Annotated in this window: 11 protein-coding genes and 1 pseudogene; 8 read left to right on the top strand and 4 right to left on the bottom strand. The window is 73.2% G+C overall.

What is annotated here, in order from left to right; all coding sequences use genetic code 11:
- Positions 1-36 precede the first annotated feature (36 nt).
- From RLT59_RS11910 to moeZ, 4 genes are all read left to right on the top strand, one after another.
- Positions 37-1,467 (top strand): hypothetical protein, encoded by a 1,431-nt coding sequence (locus RLT59_RS11910; protein ID WP_311303378.1) that lies wholly within the window; start codon positions 37-39, stop codon positions 1,465-1,467.
- A gap of 148 nt (positions 1,468-1,615) precedes the next feature.
- The gene (locus RLT59_RS11905) at positions 1,616-2,581 is read left to right on the top strand and encodes an NAD-dependent epimerase/dehydratase family protein (RefSeq protein ID WP_311303377.1); all 966 of its coding nucleotides are present in this window, start codon (positions 1,616-1,618) and stop codon (positions 2,579-2,581) included.
- Positions 2,569-3,411 carry a spherulation-specific family 4 protein gene (locus RLT59_RS11900; RefSeq protein WP_311303376.1) on the top strand — a complete coding sequence of 281 codons (843 nt, stop codon included), beginning with the start codon at positions 2,569-2,571 and terminating at the stop codon, positions 3,409-3,411. The genes RLT59_RS11905 and RLT59_RS11900 overlap by 13 nt, the downstream gene beginning before the upstream one ends.
- Positions 3,412-3,496: 85 nt before the next feature.
- The gene (gene moeZ / locus RLT59_RS11895; protein WP_311303375.1) at positions 3,497-4,675 is read left to right on the top strand and encodes an adenylyltransferase/sulfurtransferase MoeZ; all 1,179 of its coding nucleotides are present in this window, start codon (positions 3,497-3,499) and stop codon (positions 4,673-4,675) included.
- Between the two features lie 70 nt (positions 4,676-4,745).
- Here moeZ and RLT59_RS11890 read toward each other — a convergent pair whose 3' ends face one another.
- The 3 genes from RLT59_RS11890 to RLT59_RS11880 form a co-directional block, all read right to left on the bottom strand.
- Entirely contained in the window at positions 4,746-6,329 is a 1,584-nt protein-coding gene (locus tag RLT59_RS11890; RefSeq protein WP_311303374.1) for an alpha/beta hydrolase, read from the bottom strand.
- A gap of 81 nt (positions 6,330-6,410) precedes the next feature.
- Positions 6,411-8,015 carry an alpha/beta hydrolase gene (locus RLT59_RS11885; RefSeq protein ID WP_311303373.1) on the bottom strand — a complete coding sequence of 535 codons (1,605 nt, stop codon included), beginning with the start codon at positions 8,013-8,015 and terminating at the stop codon, positions 6,411-6,413.
- Between the two features lie 89 nt (positions 8,016-8,104).
- Positions 8,105-10,834 carry a lysylphosphatidylglycerol synthase transmembrane domain-containing protein gene (locus tag RLT59_RS11880; protein ID WP_311303372.1) on the bottom strand — a complete coding sequence of 910 codons (2,730 nt, stop codon included), beginning with the start codon at positions 10,832-10,834 and terminating at the stop codon, positions 8,105-8,107.
- 221 nt (positions 10,835-11,055) lie between these two features.
- Between RLT59_RS11880 and RLT59_RS11875 the strand changes: the two genes are divergently transcribed.
- Positions 11,056-11,463, top strand: coding sequence for an MGMT family protein (locus RLT59_RS11875; RefSeq protein ID WP_311303371.1), 408 nt, complete (start codon positions 11,056-11,058; stop codon positions 11,461-11,463).
- Positions 11,464-11,756: 293 nt separating this feature from the next.
- Complete coding sequence (locus RLT59_RS11870; RefSeq protein ID WP_311303370.1) at positions 11,757-15,128, top strand: ATP-dependent helicase; 3,372 nt, start codon at positions 11,757-11,759, stop codon at positions 15,126-15,128.
- 36 nt (positions 15,129-15,164) lie between these two features.
- On the opposite strand, the pseudogene RLT59_RS11865 reads toward RLT59_RS11870, so the two are convergent.
- Positions 15,165-16,082 (bottom strand): annotated as a pseudogene (locus tag RLT59_RS11865) (SAM-dependent methyltransferase).
- 310 nt (positions 16,083-16,392) lie between these two features.
- Here RLT59_RS11865 and RLT59_RS11860 point away from each other — a divergent pair.
- Both RLT59_RS11860 and RLT59_RS11855 read left to right on the top strand, forming a co-directional pair.
- Positions 16,393-19,839: an ATP-dependent helicase gene (locus tag RLT59_RS11860; protein WP_311303369.1), complete on the top strand. Its 3,447-nt coding sequence runs from the start codon at positions 16,393-16,395 to the stop codon at positions 19,837-19,839.
- A gap of 10 nt (positions 19,840-19,849) precedes the next feature.
- Positions 19,850-21,244, top strand: a complete 1,395-nt coding sequence (locus RLT59_RS11855) for a dipeptidase (protein ID WP_311303368.1) — start codon at positions 19,850-19,852, stop codon at positions 21,242-21,244.
- Positions 21,245-21,281 lie beyond the last annotated feature (37 nt).

Raw genomic sequence — 21,281 nt, 5'->3', positions numbered from 1 at the left:
CCCGGCGCCCCCGGTGAGCAGCACGGAGGAACGACGATGGGCCACCCGACCGAGGCACCCGGCGCACCGGCGACCGGAAGCGGCTGGGACCCCCGCTCGCGGGCGCTCGTCCCCGGTTCACCGGGTGGGACGGGCGAGGCGGCCGGGACCGGTGAGGTGGCCGGGACCAGTGGGGCCGCCGGGACTAGTGGGGTAGCTGCGACTGGTGAGGCCACCAGGACCAGTGGGGCCACCGAGATCAGTGGGGCTGCGAAGGCCGAGACCAGTGCGCCCGCCAAGCCTGCCGCGCATTCCGAACCCGCCGAACCCTCCGAATGCGCAGAGCACCCCACCTCCTCCGCGCCCCCCACCCGCGCCCCCGAGGTCGCGCACGCCGCTCCGGTGCGCAAGCTCAGCACCGGGCGGCGCGGGCCCGCCGATCCGGTGAAGTCGCTCATGCACCGGCACCGCGAACTCTGCGAGCGTGCCGTCGACCCGCTGGAGATCGCCGCCGGGCTCGAAGCCTGCGGCGTCACCGACCGCACCGCCGCCCGCTACCGGCACCGCGACGTCTTCTCGCTGGCGGAGGAACTGTTCGCCCGGGTACCGGGGATCGCGCGGGAGCCCGTCGCCGTGCTCTCCGCTCCGGCGCGCGACATCCGGACGCGCGCCGCGTGGTCGCTCCGGGCGCTGCTGCCGGGCGCCGCCTGCCTGGCGACCCTGCTCACGCTGCGGCTCACCGACGGGACGCTCGGCGGCGGGGCGCGGCTCGCCCTCGGCAGTGGCGGCGCCCTCCTCGCGTTCGTCGGGCTCGCCGTCGCCCTGCGCACGGGGCCGCTCTCCGCCGGCGGCCGCGCCACGGGAGCCGCCAACCTGTGCGGCTGCTGGCTGCTCGGCTACGCCCTGTACGGCGAGGCCCTGCTCCGCCAGGTGCTCAGCGGCGGACCGGAAGGCCCCTGGGACCTCACCCCGGCGCCGGTGCTCGGGCTCGCCGTCGCGGTCGCCCCTGCGGCCTGGTGCGCGCACCTCTTCTCCATGCACGCGCACCGCAAACTGCACGGCAGCCGCGCACTGGAGGAGTTCGCGGCAGGAGTGCGCCCCCTGCTGTTCGGCGCCGTCGCGGGCTTCCTCTGCGCCGTCACCGCGCTGCTGTACCTGGCCGGACTCGGGACCGGGGGCGGCGCCCCCGTCGGGGCCGCCGGACTCGGGGTACTGCTCCTGCTGGCCAGGCTCCTCACCGTCCACGGCTTCCCCGGACCGGCCACCACCGGACTCGCCGCCGCCTGCGCCGTCGAGGCCGCCGCCCCCGCCCTGGTCCTGGGCGGCCGGCTGCCCGGCCTCCACCCCCTCGCCCGGCCCGTCGACGCCCTCGTGGCGGCGGCGGGCGCCGGAGCCGTACCCGCCGTGGCCTGCGGCGCGGCCGCGCTCGGCCTGCTGACCACCGCCACCGTCGCGCTCTCCCGAGCCTCCGCCCACACCGCCGCCTGACGCACACCACGACGCACCACCGACACCCCGCGGAGCCGACGCCGCGGGTCCCTTCCCGCACCGCACGCAACTGCCTCAAGGAGACACCGGACATGACCCCCCAATACCTCGCACCGGCAGCCCGCCGTCGGCACCCAGGGGGCGCACGATGAGGGTGCTGCTGCTCGGAGCCAACGGATTCCTCGGCCGGTTCGTCGCCGACCGGCTGCTCGCCGACCCGGCCGTACACCTCACGGCGCTCGGCCGAGGTGACGACGCCGACGTACGGTTCGACCTCGCCAGCGGCAGCCCGGGAGCCCTCACCCGCTTCCTGGACGCCGTCCACCCCGGAGTCGTCGTCAACTGCGCGGGCGCCACCCGGGGCGGGGCGCGCGACCTGACCCGCCACAACACCGTCGCCGTCGCCACCGTCTGCGAGGCGATGCGGCGCAGCGGCTGCACCGCCCGGATGGTCCAGGTCGGCTGCTCCTCCGAGTACGGGCCCTCGCAGCCCGGCTCGTCCACCGCGGAGGACGCCATCCCGCGCCCCGGCGGCCCGTACGGCGTCAGCAAGCTCGCCGCCACCGAACTCGTCCTCGGCTCCGGCCTCGACGCGGTCGTGCTGCGGGTCTTCTCGCCGGTCGGCCCCGGCACTCCGGCCGGTTCACCGCTCGGCCGGCTCGCCGAGGCGATGCGCCGCGCCATGCAGTCCGGTGACAGCGACCTGAAGCTCAGCGGCCTCGGCGTGCAGCGCGACTTCGTCGATGTGCGCGACGTCGCGCGCGCCGTGCACGCCGCCTCGCTCTCCGCCGCCCAGGGCGTCGTCAACATCGGCACCGGCCGGGCCGTGCGCCTGCGCGACGCCGCCGCCGTACTGGCCAAGGTCGCCGGATACGCCGGCGCGCTCCACGAGCTGGACACGCCCCCCGCCCGGCTGCCCATCGGCGCCCCCCGCACCTCCGCCGAATCGGTCATGGAGCACCTCTCGGCCACCCCCTCGCCCTACCCGGACGGCTGCGGCGCCTGGCAGCAGGCCGACGTCCGCACGGCGAGGGACCGGCTCGGCTGGCGCCCCCGGATCAATCTGGAGGAGTCCCTCGCGGACATCTGGATGGAGGCGGCGTGCCGTATCTGACCAGCAGCGGAACGGCCCGCCGCACCAGTGGCGCGGAGCGGCTCGGCTTCGGCGTCCCCGGCTACGCGCACCCGCTGCTCGCACCCGTCGAATGGGCCGAGCTGGTCCGCCCCGGCACCCCGCTGCACTGGGCCGTCCTCGACATCGACAACGGCCCCGGCAGCCGTCCCGACCCGCACTGTCTGGAGGCCGCCGGCCGGCTCCGTAACGCCCGCGAACGGGCCGTGCACGGCGACGAGGCGCTGGACACCGTACGGGCCTCGGCCGGGCGGCTGCTCGGGCGGCTCGATCTGGCCTTCGGCAACCGGCCGTTCGACGAGCTGCTCACCGACGCCCGGTCCTTCCTGGACTGGTACCGCGTCGACGGCTTCTACCTCGACCGCTGCCCGGCCGACCGCCCCGGCCTCCCGGCGGTGCGCCGGCTCACCAGCACGCTCGCCGCGCTCCTGGCGGACAGCGACAGCGCGCGGGACGGCGGGCACCTGGTGCTCGGGCACGACACCCACCCGTACCCCGGCTACGCGGAGGCCGCCGACCAGCTCGTCACCTTCCGCGGCCCGTGGACCGACTACCGCTGGTCGCAGGTGGCGGAGTGGACCGCCGCCTACCCGCCCGGCCGGTTCGCGCACTTCGTCCACGGCGTCCCGCGCAGCCACCTGGAGGAGGCGATGCGGATCGCGCGCTGGCAGGGCGCCGGGACGATCTTCTTCACCGACCGCACCGGGACGGCGGATCCGGCGCACGGGCGTGGACAAACCGATCCATTCGCGACGCTGCCCAGCTACTGGGACGAAATCGTCTCGCGGATCGGACCTGGTATCTCGGAATGAGAGGGGGCGTGGCAGTGTTACGGCAAGAACAACCGTACGTAGTCGAAGTACGTAGAAACCGACCACCTGCATTGTTGAGGTTCCTGTGTCGCTGCCACCCCTGGTCGAGCCAGCTGCTGAGCTCACCGTCGACGAGGTCCGCAGGTACTCCCGCCACCTGATCATCCCCGATGTAGGGATGGACGGGCAGAAGCGGCTGAAGAACGCGAAGGTGCTCTGTGTGGGCGCCGGCGGTCTCGGCTCGCCGGCCCTGATGTACCTGGCCGCCGCCGGTGTCGGAACGCTCGGCATCGTGGAGTTCGACGAGGTCGACGAGTCGAACCTGCAGCGCCAGATCATCCACAGCCAGGCCGACATCGGCAAGTCCAAGGCCTTGTCGGCCAAGGAGACCGTGCAGGGGATCAACCCCCTGGTGAACGTGATCCTTCACGAGGAACGGCTCGAAGCCGAGAACGTGATGGACATCTTCGCCCAGTACGACCTGATCGTGGACGGCACGGACAACTTCGCCACCCGCTATCTCGTCAACGACGCGGCCGTGCTGCTGAACAAGCCGTACGTCTGGGGTTCCATCTACCGGTTCGACGGCCAGGCGTCCGTCTTCTGGTCGGAGCACGGCCCCTGCTACCGCTGCCTCTACCCGGAGCCGCCGCCCCCCGGCATGGTTCCCTCCTGCGCCGAGGGCGGAGTGCTGGGCGTGCTCTGCGCGTCCATCGGCTCCATCCAGGTCAACGAGGCCATCAAGCTGCTCGCCGGAATCGGTGACCCGCTCGTCGGCCGGCTGATGATCTACGACGCGCTGGAGATGCAGTACCGCCAGGTCAAGGTCCGCAAGGACCCCGACTGCGCGGTCTGCGGCGAGAACCCGACCGTCACCGAACTCATCGACTACGAGGCCTTCTGCGGCGTCGTGTCCGAGGAGGCCCAGGAGGCGGCGCTCGGCTCCACGATCACTCCCAAGCAGCTCAAGGAGTGGATCGACGGCGACGAGAAGATCGAGATCATCGACGTCCGCGAGCCGAACGAGTACGAGATCGTCTCGATCCCCGGCGCGAAGCTGATCCCGAAGAACGAGTTCCTGATGGGCAACGCCCTCCAGGACCTCCCGCAGGACAAGCGCATCGTGCTGCACTGCAAGACCGGTGTCCGCAGCGCCGAGGTCCTCGCGGTCCTCAAGTCGGCGGGCTTCGCCGACGCGGTGCACGTCGGCGGCGGCGTGATCGGCTGGGTCAACCAGATCGAGCCCGAGAAGCCGGTGTACTAGAACGCTGCGAAGGGGCCGGTCCGCATCGCATCGTGCGGGCCGGCCCCTTCGGCGTGTCCACCATCCGTTGCTACGAGCAGGTCCTGCCGTCCGCCGGGACCTTCCCGTCCAGGAAGTACGTGTCCACCGTGGACGTCACGCAGGTGTTCCGGCCGTAGGCGCCGTGCCCCTCGCCCTTGTTGGTGAGCAGCACGCCGACGTCCTTGCCCAGCTCGTCCGCCATCTTCCGGGCCCCCTCGTACGGGGTCGCCGGGTCGCCGGTCGTCCCCACGACCAGGAGCGGAGCGGCGCCCGGAGCGCTCGCCTCCGGGTTGGCGCGCTCACCCTTCACCGGCCAGTCCGCGCACCAGCCCGCCGTGTCCCAGGCCAGGAAGGCGCCGAAGACCGGCGACAGCTTCTCGAACTCGGGCAGCAGCGCCTTCGCGTCGGCCGCCGTCGGCCGGGCGTCGCTGTCCGCGCAGGAGATGGCCCGCTGCGAGTGGCTCTCGGTGCCGTAATGGCCCTTCTCGTCCCGGCTGTTGTACGAGTCGGCCAGCTGGAGCAGCATGCTGCCCCGGCCGCCCTCCGCCTCGTCCAGCGCCTGGGTCAGCACCGGCCAGCTGTCCTTGGAGTAGAGCGGCATCACGATGCCGGTGATCGCCAGCGACTCGTTGAGCCGGCGGGACGTGCCGGTCGGCAGCGGCTTCTTGTCGATCTCCGCCAGCAGTCGGGCGATGCGCCGGGTGCCCGTCTTCGGGTCCTGGCCCCGGTCCTTGAGGTAGTTCTCCAGTGCCCGCTGGAAGCCGGTCGTCTGGTTGCGGGCGTGCCCGACGGCGTCCGCCGTGGGGTCGACGACGGCGTCCAGGACCGCGCGCCCCACGTTCTTGGGGAAGAGGTGCGCGTATGTGCCGCCCAGCTCGGTCCCGTACGACATGCCGAAGTAGCTCAGCCTCCGGTCACCGAGCACCTCGCGGATCAGGTCCATGTCGCGGGCGGCGTTGGTCGTGCCGACGAACGGCAGGACCTTGCCGGAGCGGCGCTCGCAGCCGGCGCCGAAGTCCGCGCCGTCCTTCATGAACGCCGCCTCCTCCGCCGCCGTGTCCGGAGTCATGTCCACCTTCCGGGCGGCGTCCTCCTGCTCCTGGTCTGAGCGGCACCGCACCCCGGCGCTCCCGGCCACCCCGCGCGGATCGAAGCCCACCAGGTCGTACCGGGTGTTGAGCTTCTCGTACGAGCTGGCGGCGCGCGGCAGGATGGAGACGCCGGAACCGCCGGGTCCGCCGAAGTTGAACAGCATCGAGCCGAGGCGCCGGCCCTTGTCGCGGGCCTCCTTGCGGATCAGCGCGATCCCGATCGTGTCGCCCGCCGGCTTCGCGTAGTCCAGCGGGACCCGGACCGTCGCGCAGCGCCAGTCCGAACCGGGAGCGGTCCCGCCCTCGGGGGCCTCGCAGCGCTTCCAGTCCGGGTGCTGCGAGGTGAGCGAGCCGGGGAGTGCCGGGAGCCGCGCGGGCTTCCCGTCCGCGCCGGACGGGGCCGCGGCGGACGGCGAGCCGGCCGTACCGCCGTCCGCCGCCTTGCCGGGCTTGTCGTCCGTACCGTCGTCGCAGCCCGCGAGTACCCCCGTCAGCAGCAGCGCGGCGGCGGCCAGCGCCCCGGCCCGTGCGTATGAGACCACGTGCGTCCCTCCCCTGTGTCCCCCGTGTTCGCCCTGCCCGGTCGGCAGTTGGCCCATCGTAGGACGGTGCGGGGGACGATCTCAGCCGCAGACCGTTCCGGCCGCCGGCACCTTGCCGTCCAGCAGATAGCCGCCCACCGCCTTCTGTACGCAGGCGTTGCCGCTGTTGTACGCGCCGCGCCCCTCGCCCTTGTACGTCATCTCCACGCCGACGCCCTTGCCGAGCTCCTCGGCCATCGCCTTCGCGCCCTTGTAGGGGGTCGCCGGGTCGCCGGTGTTGCCGATGACCAGCTGGGGGGCCGAGCCGGGGGCGCTGACATCGGGGTGCGCCCAGACACCGGCCACCGGCCATTCGGTGCACGCCATCAGGCCCCAGCCCAGGTAGTCACCGAAGACCGGTGAGGCCTCCCGGAACCGGGGGAGCTTCGCTTTGGTCTCCTCCAGCGTGAACCGCTCCTTGGAGTCGGCGCAGCTGATGGCGGTGTTGGCCGCGGCGGAGTTGTCGTAGTGGCCGTTGTCGGAGCGGCCGTTGAGGGAGTCGGCCAGCGCCAGCAGCAGCCCGCCGCTGCCGCCGTCGGCCTCGTCGATGCCCTGCTCCAGCAGCGGCCAGGTCTCCTTGGAGTACAGGGCCGCCGCGATGCCGGTGGTGGCCTGGGTCTCGGTCAGCTTGCGTGCGCCGAGTCCGGCCACGGGCCGCTTCTCCAGCCGGTCCAGGAGGTCGGAGATCCCCTGTTCGACCCCGTCGGCGTCGGAACCCGGCAGCTTGCAGGCGTCGCCCCGCTTCGCGCAGTCCTCGGCGAAGTTGTCCAGCGCGAGCTGGAACCCCTTGGCCTGGCCGAGCGAGGACTGCTCGGCGTCCTCTGTCGGGTCAACCACCGCGTCCAGTACCGACCTGCCCACGTTCTTGGGGAACAGGTGCGCGTAGACGCCGCCCAGTTCGGTGCCGTACGAGATGCCGAAGTAGTGCAGCTGGTGGTCGCCCAGCACCTGGCGCATCAGGTCCATGTCGCGGGCGGCGTTCGTCGTCCCTACGAAGGGGAGCTCCCGGCCCGAGTTCTTCTCGCAGGCGGCCGCGTACGCCTTGGTGTCGTCGGTGAACGCCTTCTCCTCCGCGGCGTCGTCCGGCGTTCCGTCGGCCTGGTAGCGGGCGTCCAGCTGCTTGTCGGTCTCGCAGCGCACGCCGTCGCTGCGGCCGACCCCGCGCGGGTCGAAGCTCACCAGGTCGTAGCGGGTGCGCAGCTTGTCGTAGTCGGTGCCGAAGGCGGGCAGGGTGGCGACGCCGGAGGCGCCGGGGCCGCCGAAGTTGAAGATGAGGGAGCCGATCCGCTTCTTCTCGTCCATGGCCTTGGCGCGGATGAGCGCCAGGCCGATGGTGGCGCCCGAGGGTTTGGCGTGGTCGAGCGGGACCTTCATGACGGAGCACTCCCAGACCGCCCCGCCGGGCAGCGGCGAGGGTGCGGCGCCGCCGCCCTCCGCCTGGGAAGGGGCGGGACAGCGCTTCCACGTCAGCCGCTGGGTGGCGAGGGCGGACGGGCCGGGGCTCGCGGCGGCGTTCGCCGGGTGCGGCGAACCCGGCGAGCGGTCCGGCGCGTCGTTGTCACCGCCGTCCGAGCAGCCGGTGAGCGGGAGCAGCACGGTCACGGTGGCGGCGAGGGCCGCGGCGCGCAGGGCAGGGGAGGTCCTCATCGCTCCATCGTGCGGCGGGGGCGGGAAGGGTGCACGGGGCGCCGGTCCAAGCGGGTGGCCCGCTGCCCGGACCGGCGCCCCGGGGGTTTCTAGAGCTCGCCCTTGCGGGTGAGGTGGTTGAAGCAGATCCAGCCGGGGAGCACCGGCAGCCACAGGGTCATCAGCCGGAACAGCAGCACCGCCGGGGCCGCGACCTCCTTCGGCAGGCCGACCGCGATCAGACCCAGCGTCAGCGCGCCCTCGACCGCGCCCATACCGCCCGGGGTCGGCGCCGCGGAACCCAGCGCGTTACCGGCGAGGAAGACCACCGCGATGCTCGCGTAGCTGAGGTGGGGGGTGTCCGGGCCGCTGAACGCCCGGACCGACGCGTCCAGGCACATCACGAACAGGCCGGTGAGCAGCAGCATCCCGCCGATGCCGGTGAGCAGCTTCTGCGGCCGCTGTACGACGTCGAGCATGCGCGGCACGACCCCGGCGAACAGCGACCTCACCCGGGTCACCACGAACTTCCGCAGGAACGGGATCGCGGTCACGACCAGCACCAGCACCGCGACCGTCAGCAGCCCCGCGATCACGGTCCTGGACGGGGTGAGCGAGGACGGGGTCTTCTCGGTGCCGGTCAGATAGCCGAAGGCGCCGAGCAGCAGGATGTGACAGCCGAGGCCGAACAGCTGTGAGGCACCGACACTCGCGACCGCCAGCCCCGGGCGTACGCCGGAGCGTTGCAGGAACCGGGTGTTCAGCGCGACACCGCCCACCGCGGCGGGCGCCACGATCTTCACGAACGACCCGGCGATCTGCGCCAGTACCGTCTTGCCGAACGGCACCCGCTCCGGCACGAAGCCCAGCAGGCTCATCGCCGCCGCGACGTAGCTGAGCGCGGAGAAGCCGAGCGCGGCCGCCACCCAGCCCCACTCCGCCTGCTCGACCACCGCACCGAAGTCGGCCTCCGTGACCTGGGAGATCAGGAAGTACGCGGCGATGGCGCCCGCGATGAAGCTGAGCAGGGTGCGCGGTTTGATGCGCTCCAGCCGGACCGGCTCGACCGGGGCCTGCGGCCGGATCAGCAGCACCTCCCGGCGGATCAGGGTGAGCAGATCGTCCTCGCGCGCCTCGTCCAGCGCGTCGTCCATGGCCCGCTTCTCGGCCTGCTTCTCGGTCCGCAGCGACTTGCGGGCGGTCTTGCGGCCGGCGTCCCCGGCGGGCTCCGCGCCCTGGGTGCGGGCCAGCTTCGCCGCGTCCGACGCGTCGAGCACCGCCTCGCGCTCCCGCTGCGACCGCTCCCGGGCGAGCCTGCGCAGATGTGCCCGGGTGGAGCGGCTGAGCGCGATCGGCTGGAGCAGCGGCAGGCAGTCCGCGACGGTGTCCGGGCCGACGACCGCGAGCGCGGCGGCCACCGCCCGCTCCGCGCCCACCCGCAGACCGGTCGTGGTGAGCAGCTGGGCGATGTCCATCCGCAGCACCAGATCGCCGGCCGCGATCTCGCCGCCCCGCAGATCCGTGACGAACACCTTGCCGGAACGGTCCACCAGCAGGGCGTCGCCGGTGAGCCTGCGGTGCGCGATCCGCCGGGACTGGAGCGCCTGCACCTGGCGCCAGGCGTCGCGCACCAGGTCGTCGGTGATGTCGGCGTCCTCCAGCGCGTCCAGCGAGCGCCCGCCGATGTGCTCGTACACCAGCATCACGGCGTCCGGGCCCAGCTCGGAGGTGGCGATCAGCTTGGGCGCGTTGGCCCCGGCGGCGATCGCCGCGTACGCGAGCAGCGCTTCCTGCTCCAGCGCCTGGCGCAGCGACTGGATGGAGCGCCGCTGGGTGATCCCGCGCAGGGTGAGCCTGCGCCACACCCGGTAGAAGAAGCCCTGGGCCTGCTGTTCCCGGTCGACGACCGTCACGTCGAGCGGCGGGCCGTCCTCCAGGGAGACCAGGTAGCGGCGGCCCCGGTCGTTCTGGTCGCCGGAGTCGGGGGCGTCGTCGGCCCGCATCGCGGTGACGGGGCGGAAGCCGACATGGCGCAGACCCGCCATCAGGTGCTGGCCGGTCGGCCGGACGTTCGGCGAGCCGACCGCGTACAGCGTGCCGTACGCCACCGTCCAGCCGATCAGCACCGTGAGGATGATCGAGAGCGGTGTCGTGTAGCCGCCGACCAGCATCGCGAAGGCGTCGAGCAGCAGCACCACCCACAGCACGACCCGCCAGCGCGGCCGTCTCGCCATCCCGACGGCCGTCATATAGGCGATCACGGGGGCGAGATAGCCGTGCACGGGATCGGTGAGCGCGTCACCGGGCGCCGGCTGGGTCAGGGCGTCCTGGATCGTTCCGGAGGCGGTCTTGGCGACCCACAGATCCGCCGCGAGCGTCACTCCGTGGGCCAGCACGGCGGCCAGCACACCGTCCGCGATCCGCAGCCCGTCGCGTTTGATCAGCCGCTCGATCGCGAAGGCGACCGGCACGAGCAGGACGGCGATGCTGGAGACCAGGCCGGCGATCTTGATGAGCACGTCGGGCGCCTGGCCGGTGCCCTTGTTGATGTCCTCCTCAAGACCGGTGGTCGTGCCGTGGGCGAACGCGGCGACGGAGAACAGCACGACGATCGCCAGGACGCCGATGAGGAGCCGCAGCAGATCGGAGGGACGGTGCACCCGGGCGGGGAGCAGGGGTTCGTCCCCCGAGACGCGTTCGGACAGCTCCTCTTCCGAGGTCGACAGCGTCGAGCCGGCCAGCCTCCCGGAGGGACTCTCCGGACCGGTGCCGGAATCCGGCCGGCCCTCTTCCGGGTGCGGCTCGGCATCAGAGGCGTCCGCCGCCTTCGGTGGCTGCACGCCCTGCTCCTTCGTCGCCTCTGATTGGTCTTCGTGTTCTCGTATCACCGGTCACCGCCCGGACGATGGTGGCACGGCCTGTGGACGGAGGAGGGCATCAGGGTGCGATGCAGGGGCGCGCGAAGCGCAAGATAAGCCCCTTTCCCGGCCTCCGCACGCTGTGTGTGCGGCCGGACACGGAATCGGCCGCGCTGTCGGTGGCGTACGGCAGGATGGGCCGGATGAGCGAGAATCCGACGAGTGACGCGCTGCCGGAGTACGCGGAGCGCGTGCTCGACGTCGCCGAGCTGATCCCGCCCGGCCGCGTCATGACGTACGGCGACGTCGCGGAGTGGCTGGGGGACGGCGGCCCGCGTCAGGTCGGCCGGGCCATGGCACTGTACGGGTCGGCGGTGCCGTGGTGGCGCGTCGTGCGCTCCGACGGGACGCTGCTGCCCGGCCACGAGCTGCGCGCGCTGCACCACTACCGCGCGGAGAACACCCCGCTGCGCGAGGCCCCGGCCAGTGCGGACGGTCACATCCCGCGCCTGGACATGAGACGGGCGCGGTGGGACGGAGTGCCGGACGCGGTGGCGGACGGCGGGGAGGGCGGTCCGGGGGCGGACGGCGGCGGGGGTGCTCACACCTGACAGCTTCGGCCATCCGGCGGCCCATCGTGCGGAGCCGGGCCCGTACGGCGTACGGGAAGCGTGACGCGCGCAGCGCGCCGGCCTCGGCGCCCGCGCCGTACGCACGGATTCCGCCGCCCCCGTCACGTCCGCTGTCGTCCGGGCCGCCTCGGCCGTGTTCGCCGTCCGGTCCGAACGTGACGATCCCCGCATCCGTACCGCCACGATCGGGCCCGTGGCCGGAGTAGCGTCGTCAGTTCGCGGCAGCTGCCGCGCCACCGACATCAGCACACCCACCAGGACCGGCGACCCACGTGAGCTCCTCCTCCACCACCCGGCACAGTCCGCACCGGCAGGCACGGCGTGGGACCACGGGCGCGTACCGGCTGGTGCGTACCCCGCCGGGCTCCGTGGACCCCCCTCTCCTGGACGCGGCGCAGCGTGCGGTGGTTGACCACCCGGGCGGGCCGCTGCTGGTGCTCGCCGGACCGGGCACGGGCAAGACCACCACGCTCGTGGAGACCGTCGCGGCGCGCGTCGCGCGAGGCGCGGACCCGGCCCGCATCCTGATCCTCACCTTCAGCCGCAAGGCCGCCGTCGAGCTCCGCGACCGGATGGCCGCCCGGCTCGGCGCCGTCCGCAGCCCGCAGGCCACCACGTTCCACTCCTTCTGTTACGCCCTGGTCCGAGCCCATCAGGACGCCGATCTCTTCGCTGACCCGCTGCGGCTGCTCTCCGGTCCGGAGCAGGACGTCACGGTCCGCGATCTGCTGGCCGGCCAGCTCGACCTGGAGAAGCGGGGGCACGCACACATCCGCTGGCCCGACGAGCTGCGGGCCTGCCTGACCACCCGGGGCTTCGCGGACGAGGTACGCGCGGTGCTCGCCCGCAGCCGCGAGCTGGGCCTCGGCCCGGACGCCCTCGCGGACTTCGCCCGGCGCACCGGCCGCCCCGACTGGGGCGCCGCCGCCGAGTTCCTCGCGGAGTACCTCGACGTGCTGGACGCCCAGGGGGTGCTGGACTACGCGGAACTGGTCCACCGGGCGGTGCTGCTCGCGGAGCGCCCCGAGGTGTCCGCGCTGCTGGCCGGCCAGTACGACCTGGTGTTCGTCGACGAGTACCAGGACACCGACCCGGCGCAGGTGCGGCTGCTGCACGCGCTGGCCGGAAACCGGGGGAGCACCCCGGGCGGCGGCGGTGGCCGGGACCTGATCGCGTTCGGTGACCCGGACCAGTCGATCTACGCCTTCCGGGGCGCCGACGTGAACGGCATCCTCGACTTCCCCGAGGTCTTCCGGCGGGCGGACGGTGCTCCGGCCCCGGTCGGCGTCCTCAGCACCTCGCGCCGCTCAGGGGACCGGCTGCTGGCGGCCACCCGGCTGCTCACCCGCCGGATGCCGCTGACCCGGCTGCCCTCCGCGAAGGTCCGCGCCCACCGGGAACTCGGCGCGGTCCGCGAGGGCGGCACCGTCGAGACGTACACCTACCCGACCGCCTCCACCGAGCTCGACAACATCGCGGACCTGCTGCGCCGGGCGCATCTGGAGGACGGGGTGCCGTGGCACGAGATGGCGGTGCTGGTCCGGGCCGGCGGCCGCACGATCCCCGCGATGCGCCGGGCCCTGACCTCGGCGGGCGTTCCGCTGGAGGTCGACGGCGACGACCTGCCCCTGCGCCACGAACCCGCGGTGGCCCCGCTCCTGACCGCCCTGCGCACGGTGGCGACGGCGGCGCTCCACCGGCACGCGGACGAGGCGGAGGCAGCGGCAGAGGCAGAGGTCGGGGCGGAATCCGTACCCCCCGCCCCGGTGGCCTGGCTCGACACCGAGACCGCGCTGACCCTCCTCGCCTCCCCCCTCGGCTCCATGGACGCCGCCGATCTGCGCCGGCTCGGCCGGGCCCTGCGCGACGAGGAGCGTGCCGCCGGGAACCGGGTGCCCGCGCCCTCCGGCGATCTGCTGGCCCGTGCCCTGGCAGAGCCGGAGCGGCTCGTCGCGCACGATCCGGCGTACGCCCGTGGCGCCCAGCGTCTCGGCGCCCTGCTGCGCAAGGCGCGCGAACTCCTGGAGGGCGGCGGCACCGCGGAGGAGGCCCTGTGGGAGCTGTGGTCCGGCACCCCCTGGCCGGGCCGGCTGGAGCGGGCCGCGCTGCGGGGCGGCGCGGGCGGCCGCAACGCCGACCGCGATCTCGACGCGGTCTGCGCCCTGTTCGACACGGCGGCCCGCGCGGAGGAGCGCACCGGCGGGCGCGGCGCGCTCAACTTCCTGGAGGAGGTCGACGCCCAGGACATCGCCGCCAACACCCTCTCCAGGCGCTCCGCCCGGCCCGATGCCGTACGGCTGATGACCGCGCACCGGTCCAAGGGCCTGGAGTGGCGCATGGTCGTCGTCGCCGGGGTGCAGGAGGGCCTCTGGCCCGACCTGCGCCGCCGGGGCTCGCTGCTCGAAGCGGACCGGATCGGCCGCGACGGTCTCGCCGAACCCCTCACCCCCGGCGCCCTCCTCTCCGAGGAGCGCCGGCTGTTCTACGTCGCCGCCACCCGCGCCCGCGAACGGCTCGTCGTCACCGCGGTCAAGGCGCCCGCCGACGACGGCGACCAGCCGTCCCGCTTCCTGACCGAACTCGGCGTCGAGCCCCGCGATGTCACCGGCCGCCCGCGCCGCCCCCTCGCCGTGGCCGCCCTGGTGGCCGAACTGCGCGCCACCACCGTCGACCCCGGCGCGTCCGACGCCCTGCGCGAGGAGGCCGCCCACCGCCTCGCCCGGCTCGCGGCGCTCACCGACGACGAGGGGCAGCCGCTCGTGCCGTCGGCCCACCCCTACCGCTGGTGGGGCCTGTACGAGCCGACCCGCTCGGCCGTCCCGCTGCGCGATCGGGACCAGCCCGTCGCCCTCTCCGGCAGCGCGCTCGACCAGCTCGCCAACACCTGCGCGCTCCAGTGGTTCCTGGGTCGCGAGGTGAAGGCCGACGCCCCGGCGACCGCCGCCCAGGGCTTCGGCAACGTCGTCCACGTACTCGCCGACGAGGTGGCCTCCGGCCGTACGCCCGCCGATCTGGCCGTCCTCATGGAGCGGCTCGACTCGGTCTGGGACGGGCTGGTCTTCGACGCCCCCTGGAAGTCGCAGCAGGAGAAGGAACAGGCGCGCGTCGCCCTGGAGCGCTTCCTGCGCTGGCACGTCATGGACCGCACCGGCCGGACCCCGGCCGCCAGCGAACACGACTTCGACGTGACGCTGGAGGCGGGCGAGTACGAGGTACGCATCCGAGGTTCCATGGACCGGGTGGAACGGGACGCCGACGGCCGCGCCTACGTCGTCGACTTCAAGACCGGCAAACAGTCCCCGACGAAGGACGAGGTCGCCCGCCACCCCCAGCTCGCCGTGTACCAGCTGGCCGTCCGGGAAGGCGCGGTCGACGACGTCTTCGACGGCCGGCGCCCGGAGTCCGGCGGCGCCGAACTCGTACAGCTGCGCCAGCCCGCGCCCAAGAAGGAGGGCGGTGACGCCGTTCCCAAGGTGCAGGCCCAGCAGCCGCCGGACACCGAATGGGTCTCGGACCTGCTGGCGACCGCCGCGGGCCGGGTCCTGGACGAACGGTTCACCCCGACGACCGGCCAGCACTGCACCCACTGCGCGTTCAGGGCCTCGTGCAGTGCCCAGCCGGAAGGGCGGCAGGTCCTGGAGTGAGCGGGCGTGCGAGCGGGCGCGCCCGACCCCGGACCGTCACGGTTTGCGGGCCATCACCCCGTACACACTGACGTCCGCGTCGGTGGCGTCGTTGATGTCCTGGTAGCGCGTCCGGTCCAGGACGTCCAGGCTCGCCACGAACTCCTGGTCGGGATCGGCGGCCTCCGGCAGATCGGTGACCTGCTCGGGACGCCAGCGGTGCACCGGGACGACCCCGGGGTCCAGCATCTCCAGACCGTTGTCGGTCACGAAGCGCTCCACCTGGGCGTGCGAAGCGGCGGACCATGGCGAAGCCGCGTTCCTTGAAGGCCTTCGTCACCTGGCCGACCTGCTCGGGGTTGAGATCCGAGCTGACGTTGCTCAGCACGAGATGGCTGCCCGACGGGATGGCATCGACGAGCTGCCTGACGATGGGGTAGGCCTCCTCGTCCTCGATGAAGTGGAGGACGGCCGCCAGCACCAGGGTGACGGGCCGGTCGAAGTCGAGGGTGCGGCGGGCGGCTTCGAGGATCTTGGCGGGGTCGCGCAGATCCGCCTCGATGTAGTCGGTGCTGCCCTGGGGCCCGCTGGTGAGCAGGGCCTGCGCGTGGACCAGCACGATCGGATCGTTGTCCACGTAGACGATCCGCGAGTCCGGCGCGATGGCCTGGGCGATCTGGTGGACGTTCTGCTGCGTCGGCAGCCCGGTCCCGATGTCGAGGAACTGCCGGATGCCCCCCCCTCGCCGGCCAGCGCGGTCACGGCCCGCCGGACGAAGTCCCGGTCGTGCCGTACGTCGAGATGCCCGCGCGGATTGGCCTTCAGCGCCATGGCCGCTGCCTCGCGGTCGGCGGGGTAGTTGTCCTTGCCGCCGAGGAAGACGTCGTAGACCCGGGCCGGATGCGCCTTCGTGGTGTCGATGCGCTGCCTGAGGCCGGTGGTGTCGGAGGTGGCTGCGGGGGTGTCGGAGCTCATCTGGCCTTCCTCGTATGGCTGTTGATGCGACTGATACGACTGATGCACTGATGCGACTCGCGCCAATCTAGACGGTCTGTTCTGGCGTGCACCCCGGTACCGGCCGGAACGGGCGCTCCGTCGGACACGTCAGCGCGGCGGGCGGCTGTTCCCTCTGCGCCCGCTCACAGGGCAGGTCTCCGCGTGCGCCCCGCTCACGGCTGTCGGTGTGCGCCTGCTCACGTCGTCAGTGTGCGCCCGCTCACGGGCGTCCGGGTATGCTCCCTCACGGCTTCGTGGGTTGTCGGTGCGTCCGGTTAGCCTCTGTGGAGTGTCCTCACACCTCACCGATCCCGAGCAGCTCAAGGAGCTCCTCGGGATCCCCTTCACCCCGGAGCAGACGGCGTGCATCACCGCGCCGCCCGCCCCACAGGTGATCGTCGCCGGAGCCGGGTCGGGGAAGACCACGGTGATGGCGGCCCGTGTGGTGTGGCTCGTCGGGACCGGACAGGTCGCCCCCGAACAGGTCCTCGGGCTCACCTTCACCAACAAGGCGGCCGGCGAGCTGGCGGGGCGCGTCCGCAAGGCCCTGGTCGCGGCCGGCGTCACCGATCCGGAGGTCATCGACCCGGACGACCCGCCGGGTGAGCCCAGCATCTCCACGTACCACGCCTTCGCAGGGCGGCTCCTCACCGAGCACGGGCTGCGGATCGGGCTCGAACCCACCACCCGCCTCCTCGCCGACGCCACCCGCTTTCAGCTCGCCGCCCGCGTACTGCGCGAGGCACCCGGCCCCTACCCGGCTCTGACCAGGTCGTTTCCCACGCTGGTCAGCGATCTGCTGGCGCTGGACGCCGAGCTGGCCGAGCATCTCGTACGCCCCGAACAGCTCGCGGAGTACGACACAGAGCTGCTCCGCGAGCTGGAGAGCGCCAAGCTCAGCAACGCCGAACTGCGCAGGATCCCCGAGACCGCGGAGGCCCGCCGCGAGCTGCTCTCGCTGACCCGGCGCTACCGGGAGGCGAAGCGGAGCCGCGACCTCCTCGACTTCGGTGACCAGATCGCGCTCTCCGCGCAGCTCGCCCTCACCCGCCCCGAGGTCGGCGCGATCCTGCGCGAGGAGTACCGGGTCGTCCTGCTCGACGAGTACCAGGACACCTCCGTGGCCCAGCGCCTCCTGCTCTCCGCCCTCTTCGGCAGCGGCCCCGACGGCACGTCGACCGGGCACGCGGTCACCGCCGTGGGCGACCCCTGCCAGGCCATCTACGGCTGGCGCGGCGCCTCCGTGGCCAACCTCGACGACTTCCCGAGCCACTTCCCCCAGGCCGACGGCGCCCCCGCGACCCGCTACTCCCTCAGCGAGAACCGCCGCAGCGGCGGCCGCCTCCTCCACCTCGCCAACGGCCTGGCCGAACCGCTGCGCGCCATGCACGAGGGCGTCGAGGCGCTGCGCCCCGCGCCGGGCGCCGAGCGCGACGGGCTCGTCCGCTGCGCCCTGCTGCGCACCCACACCGAGGAGGTCGGCTGGCTCGCGGACTCGATCGCCCACCTGGTGCGGACCGGCAAGGCGCCCGGCGAGATCGCCGTCCTGTGCCGCACCGCCGGCGACTTCCCGCAGATCCAGGCCGCGCTGGTGGCCCGGGACATCCCGGTCGAGGTCGTCGGCCTGTCCGGGCTGCTGCACCTCCCCGAGGTCGCGGACCTCGTCGCGGTCTGCGAGGTCCTCCAGGATCCGGGGGCCAACGCCTCCCTGGTCCGGCTGCTCACCGGCCCCCGCTGGCGGATCGGCCCCCGTGACCTGGCGCTGCTCGGCCGCCGGGCCCGCCTCCTCGTGCACCGCGCCTCCCACGGCGACGACGAGGACTTCGACCCCGACCGCCGCCTCGCCGAAGCGGTCGAGGGCGTCGACCCGGCCGAGGTGATCTCGCTGGCCGATGCCCTGGACACCTTCCTCGACTCCGGGGGCGAGGAGGACGACCGGCTGCCGTTCTCCACCGGGGCCCGCATCCGCTTCGCCCGCCTCGCCACCGAACTGCGCGAACTGCGCCGCTCGCTCTCCGCCCCCCTGATGGACGTACTGCACCGGGTCCTGAGCGCCACCGGACTCGAAGTCGAGCTCTCCGCCTCCCCGCAGGCCCTGGCCGCCCGCCGCCGCGAGACCCTCGCCAACTTCCTCGACGTCGCGGCCCGCTTCGCCGCCGTCGACGGTGAGGCCACGCTCCTCGCCTTCCTCGGCTTCCTGCGCACCGCCGCGCAGTACGAGAAGGGCCTGGACAACGCGCTGCCCGGCGGCGAGAACACCGTCAAGGTCCTCACCGCCCACAAGTCCAAGGGCCTCGAATGGGACGTCGTCGCCGTGCCCGGCCTGGTCAGCGGCCAGTTCCCGAGCGGCCGGTCCAGGGACGCCTGGACCTCCCAGTCCAAGGTCCTCCCGCACGCCCTGCGCGGCGACACCGCCACCCTGCCCGTCATCCACTCCTTCGACGCCAAGGGCCTCAAGGGCTTCAAGGAGGAGATGAAGGAGCACCAGCACACCGAGGAGCTGCGCCTCGGATACGTCACCTTCACCCGCCCCCGCACCCTGCTGCTCGGCTCCGGCCACTGGTGGGGCCCGAGCCAGAAGAAGACGCGCGGCCCCTCCGGCTTCCTGCACGCGCTGTACGAGCACTGCGTGGCCGGCCACGGCGAGATCGAGGTCTGGGCGGACGAGCCTGCCGAGGACGAGGAGAACCCGGCCCTGGCCGAGTCGGCGGCCGACCACGCCTGGCCGCTGCCGCTGGACGACACCGCGCTGGCCCGCCGCAGGGCCGCCGCGGAGACGGTGATGGCGCACCTGAAGGCCCTGGCCGGGGCGGGGCCGGTGGATGACGCGGACGGGACGGCGGAGCAGCCGGGTACGCCGGACGAGCCGCCCGTCGAGGACGAGCTGTTCCCCGAGGACGACCCCTTCCTGGACGAAGACGAAGCGCCCTTCCCCGACGACCCGGACGAGGCCCCGGCCCCCGACGACATCCTCCGAGCCCCACTCGCCCCCCACATCCCCGCGGCCCGGCTGCCCGAGCGGGCCCCCTCGCGCCTCACCTCCGAGGAGTCCCGCACCCTCGCCTCCTGGGACCGCGACCTCGACGCCCTCGCCGGGGAGCTGCGCCGGGCCCGCGCCACCGTGCGCGACGTCCTCGTCCCCGCCTCGCTCTCCGCCACCCAGCTGATGCGCCTGGCCGACGACCCGGACGGCTTCGCCCAGGAGCTGGCCCGGCCCATGCCCCGCCCCCCGCAGCCCGCCGCCCGCCGGGGCACCCGCTTCCACGCCTGGGTCGAGTCCCGCTTCGAGGAGCTGCCGCTGCCCATGCTCGGCCCCGACGAGCTGCCCGGCGGCGAGGACAGCGACGCCGAGATCGCCGACGAGGCCGATCTCGCGCTGCTCAAGGAGGCCTTCGAGCGCACCCCGTACGCCCGCCGGACCCCGTACCGCGTCGAGACGCCGTTCCAGATCACGTTGGCCGGCCGGATCGTCCGGGGCCGTATCGACGCGGTGTACCGCACCGGGGACACGTACGAGATCGTCGACTGGAAGACCAGCCGCACCAACACCGCCGACCCCCTCCAGCTCGCCGTCTACCGCCTCGCCTGGGCCGAACTGCACGGACTGCCGCTCACCGACGTCTCGGCCACGTTCCTCTTCGTCCGCACCGGTGAGAGCGTCCGCCCAGGCCGCCTCCCGGGCCGCCGGGAACTGGAGCGCATCCTCCTGGACGAGCCACCTCCCGCGGACGGATAAGCTGAAGGTCATGAGCGACACCCCGGACAGCGCCGTCCGTACGTACATCGAGCAGCACCGCGCGGCCTTCCTCGACGACCTCGCGGAGTGGCTGCGCATTCCCTCCGTATCCGCGCAGCCGGAGCACGACGGGGACGTACGGCGCAGCGCCGAGTGGCTGTCCGCCAAGCTCAAGGAGACCGGCTTCCCGGTCACCGAGGTCTGGGAGACGGACGGTGCGCCCGCCGTCTACGCCGAGTGGCCGTCCGACGATCCGGACGCCCCCACGGTCCTGGTGTACGGACATCACGACGTGCAGCCCGCCGCCCGCGAGGACGGCTGGCACACCGAGCCGTTCGAGCCGGTGATCCGGGACGGCAGGATGTACGGGCGCGGCGCGGCGGACGACAAAGGCCAGGTGTTCTTCCACACCCTCGGCGTCCGGGCCCACCTCGCCACCACCGGGCGCACCAGCCCCGCCGTGCACCTCAAGCTGCTCGTCGAGGGCGAGGAGGAATCGGGCTCCGCGCACTTCCGCGCCCTGGTCGAGCAGCGGGCAGAGCGGCTCGCCGCGGACGCCGTGATCGTCTCCGACACCGGCATGTGGGACGAGGCCACCCCGACCGTCTGCACCGGCATGCGCGGCCTGGCCGAGTGCGAGATCGAGCTGCGCGGCCCCGGCCAGGACATCCACTCCGGTTCGTTCGGCGGCGCGGTCCCCAACCCGGGGACCGAGATCGCCCGGCTCGTCGCGGCGCTCCACGACGCGGACGGACGGGTCGCGGTCCCCGGCTTCTACGACGGAGTGACCGAACTGACCAGCACCGAACGCGAGCTTTTCGCCGCGCTCCCCTTCGACGAGGCCACCTGGCTGCGCACCGCCAGGTCGCAGGCCGCGTCCGGCGAGGCGGGCTACTCCACCCTGGAGCGCGTCTGGGCCCGCCCCACCGCCGAGGTCAACGGCATCGGCGGCGGCTACCAGGGCGCCGGAAGCAAGACGATCATCCCGTCGTCCGCCCGGGTCAAGATCAGCTTCCGGCTGGTCGCGGGCCAGGAGCCGGACCGGATCCAGGAGGCCGTACGGGCCTGGGCAGAGGCCCGCGTCCCGGCCGGAATCGGCCACCGGATCACCTTCCTCCCCGCCACCCGCCCCTGCCTCACCCCGCTCGACCACCCCGCCCTGCAGGCCGTCGCCCGCGCCATGGGACGGGCCTTCGGCAAGAAGATCCTCTTCACCCGCGAAGGAGGCTCGGGGCCCGCCGCGGACCTGCAGGACGTGCTCGGCGCCCCCGTCCTCTTCCTCGGCATCTCCGTACCGTCCGACGGCTGGCACGCCCCCAACGAGAAGGTCGAACTCGACCTGCTGCTCAAGGGCGTGGAGACCACCGCCCACCTCTGGAGCGAACTGGCGGCCGCACTCCGCTGAATCCTCTGAACACCCGATCCATCCCGGGGGAGTAGGA

The sequence above is a fragment of the Streptomyces sp. ITFR-6 genome (assembly GCF_031844725.1).
Taxonomy (GTDB): domain Bacteria; phylum Actinomycetota; class Actinomycetes; order Streptomycetales; family Streptomycetaceae; genus Streptomyces.
Note: the sequence above shows the minus strand (reverse complement) of the source record. Positions and strands in the feature narration are given on the sequence as shown.

What these genes read in the sequence shown, in the direction of transcription:
- RLT59_RS11910 (WP_311303378.1), top strand. Translation starts at nt 37, where the DNA reads ATGGGCCACCCGACCGAGGCACCCGGCGCACCGGCGACCGGAAGCGGC.
- RLT59_RS11905 (WP_311303377.1), top strand. Translation starts at nt 1,616, where the DNA reads ATGAGGGTGCTGCTGCTCGGAGCCAACGGATTCCTCGGCCGGTTCGTC.
- RLT59_RS11885 (WP_311303373.1), bottom strand. Translation starts at nt 8,015, where the DNA reads ATGAGGACCTCCCCTGCCCTGCGCGCCGCGGCCCTCGCCGCCACCGTG.
- RLT59_RS11875 (WP_311303371.1), top strand. Translation starts at nt 11,056, where the DNA reads ATGAGCGAGAATCCGACGAGTGACGCGCTGCCGGAGTACGCGGAGCGC.
- RLT59_RS11855 (WP_311303368.1), top strand. Translation starts at nt 19,850, where the DNA reads ATGAGCGACACCCCGGACAGCGCCGTCCGTACGTACATCGAGCAGCAC.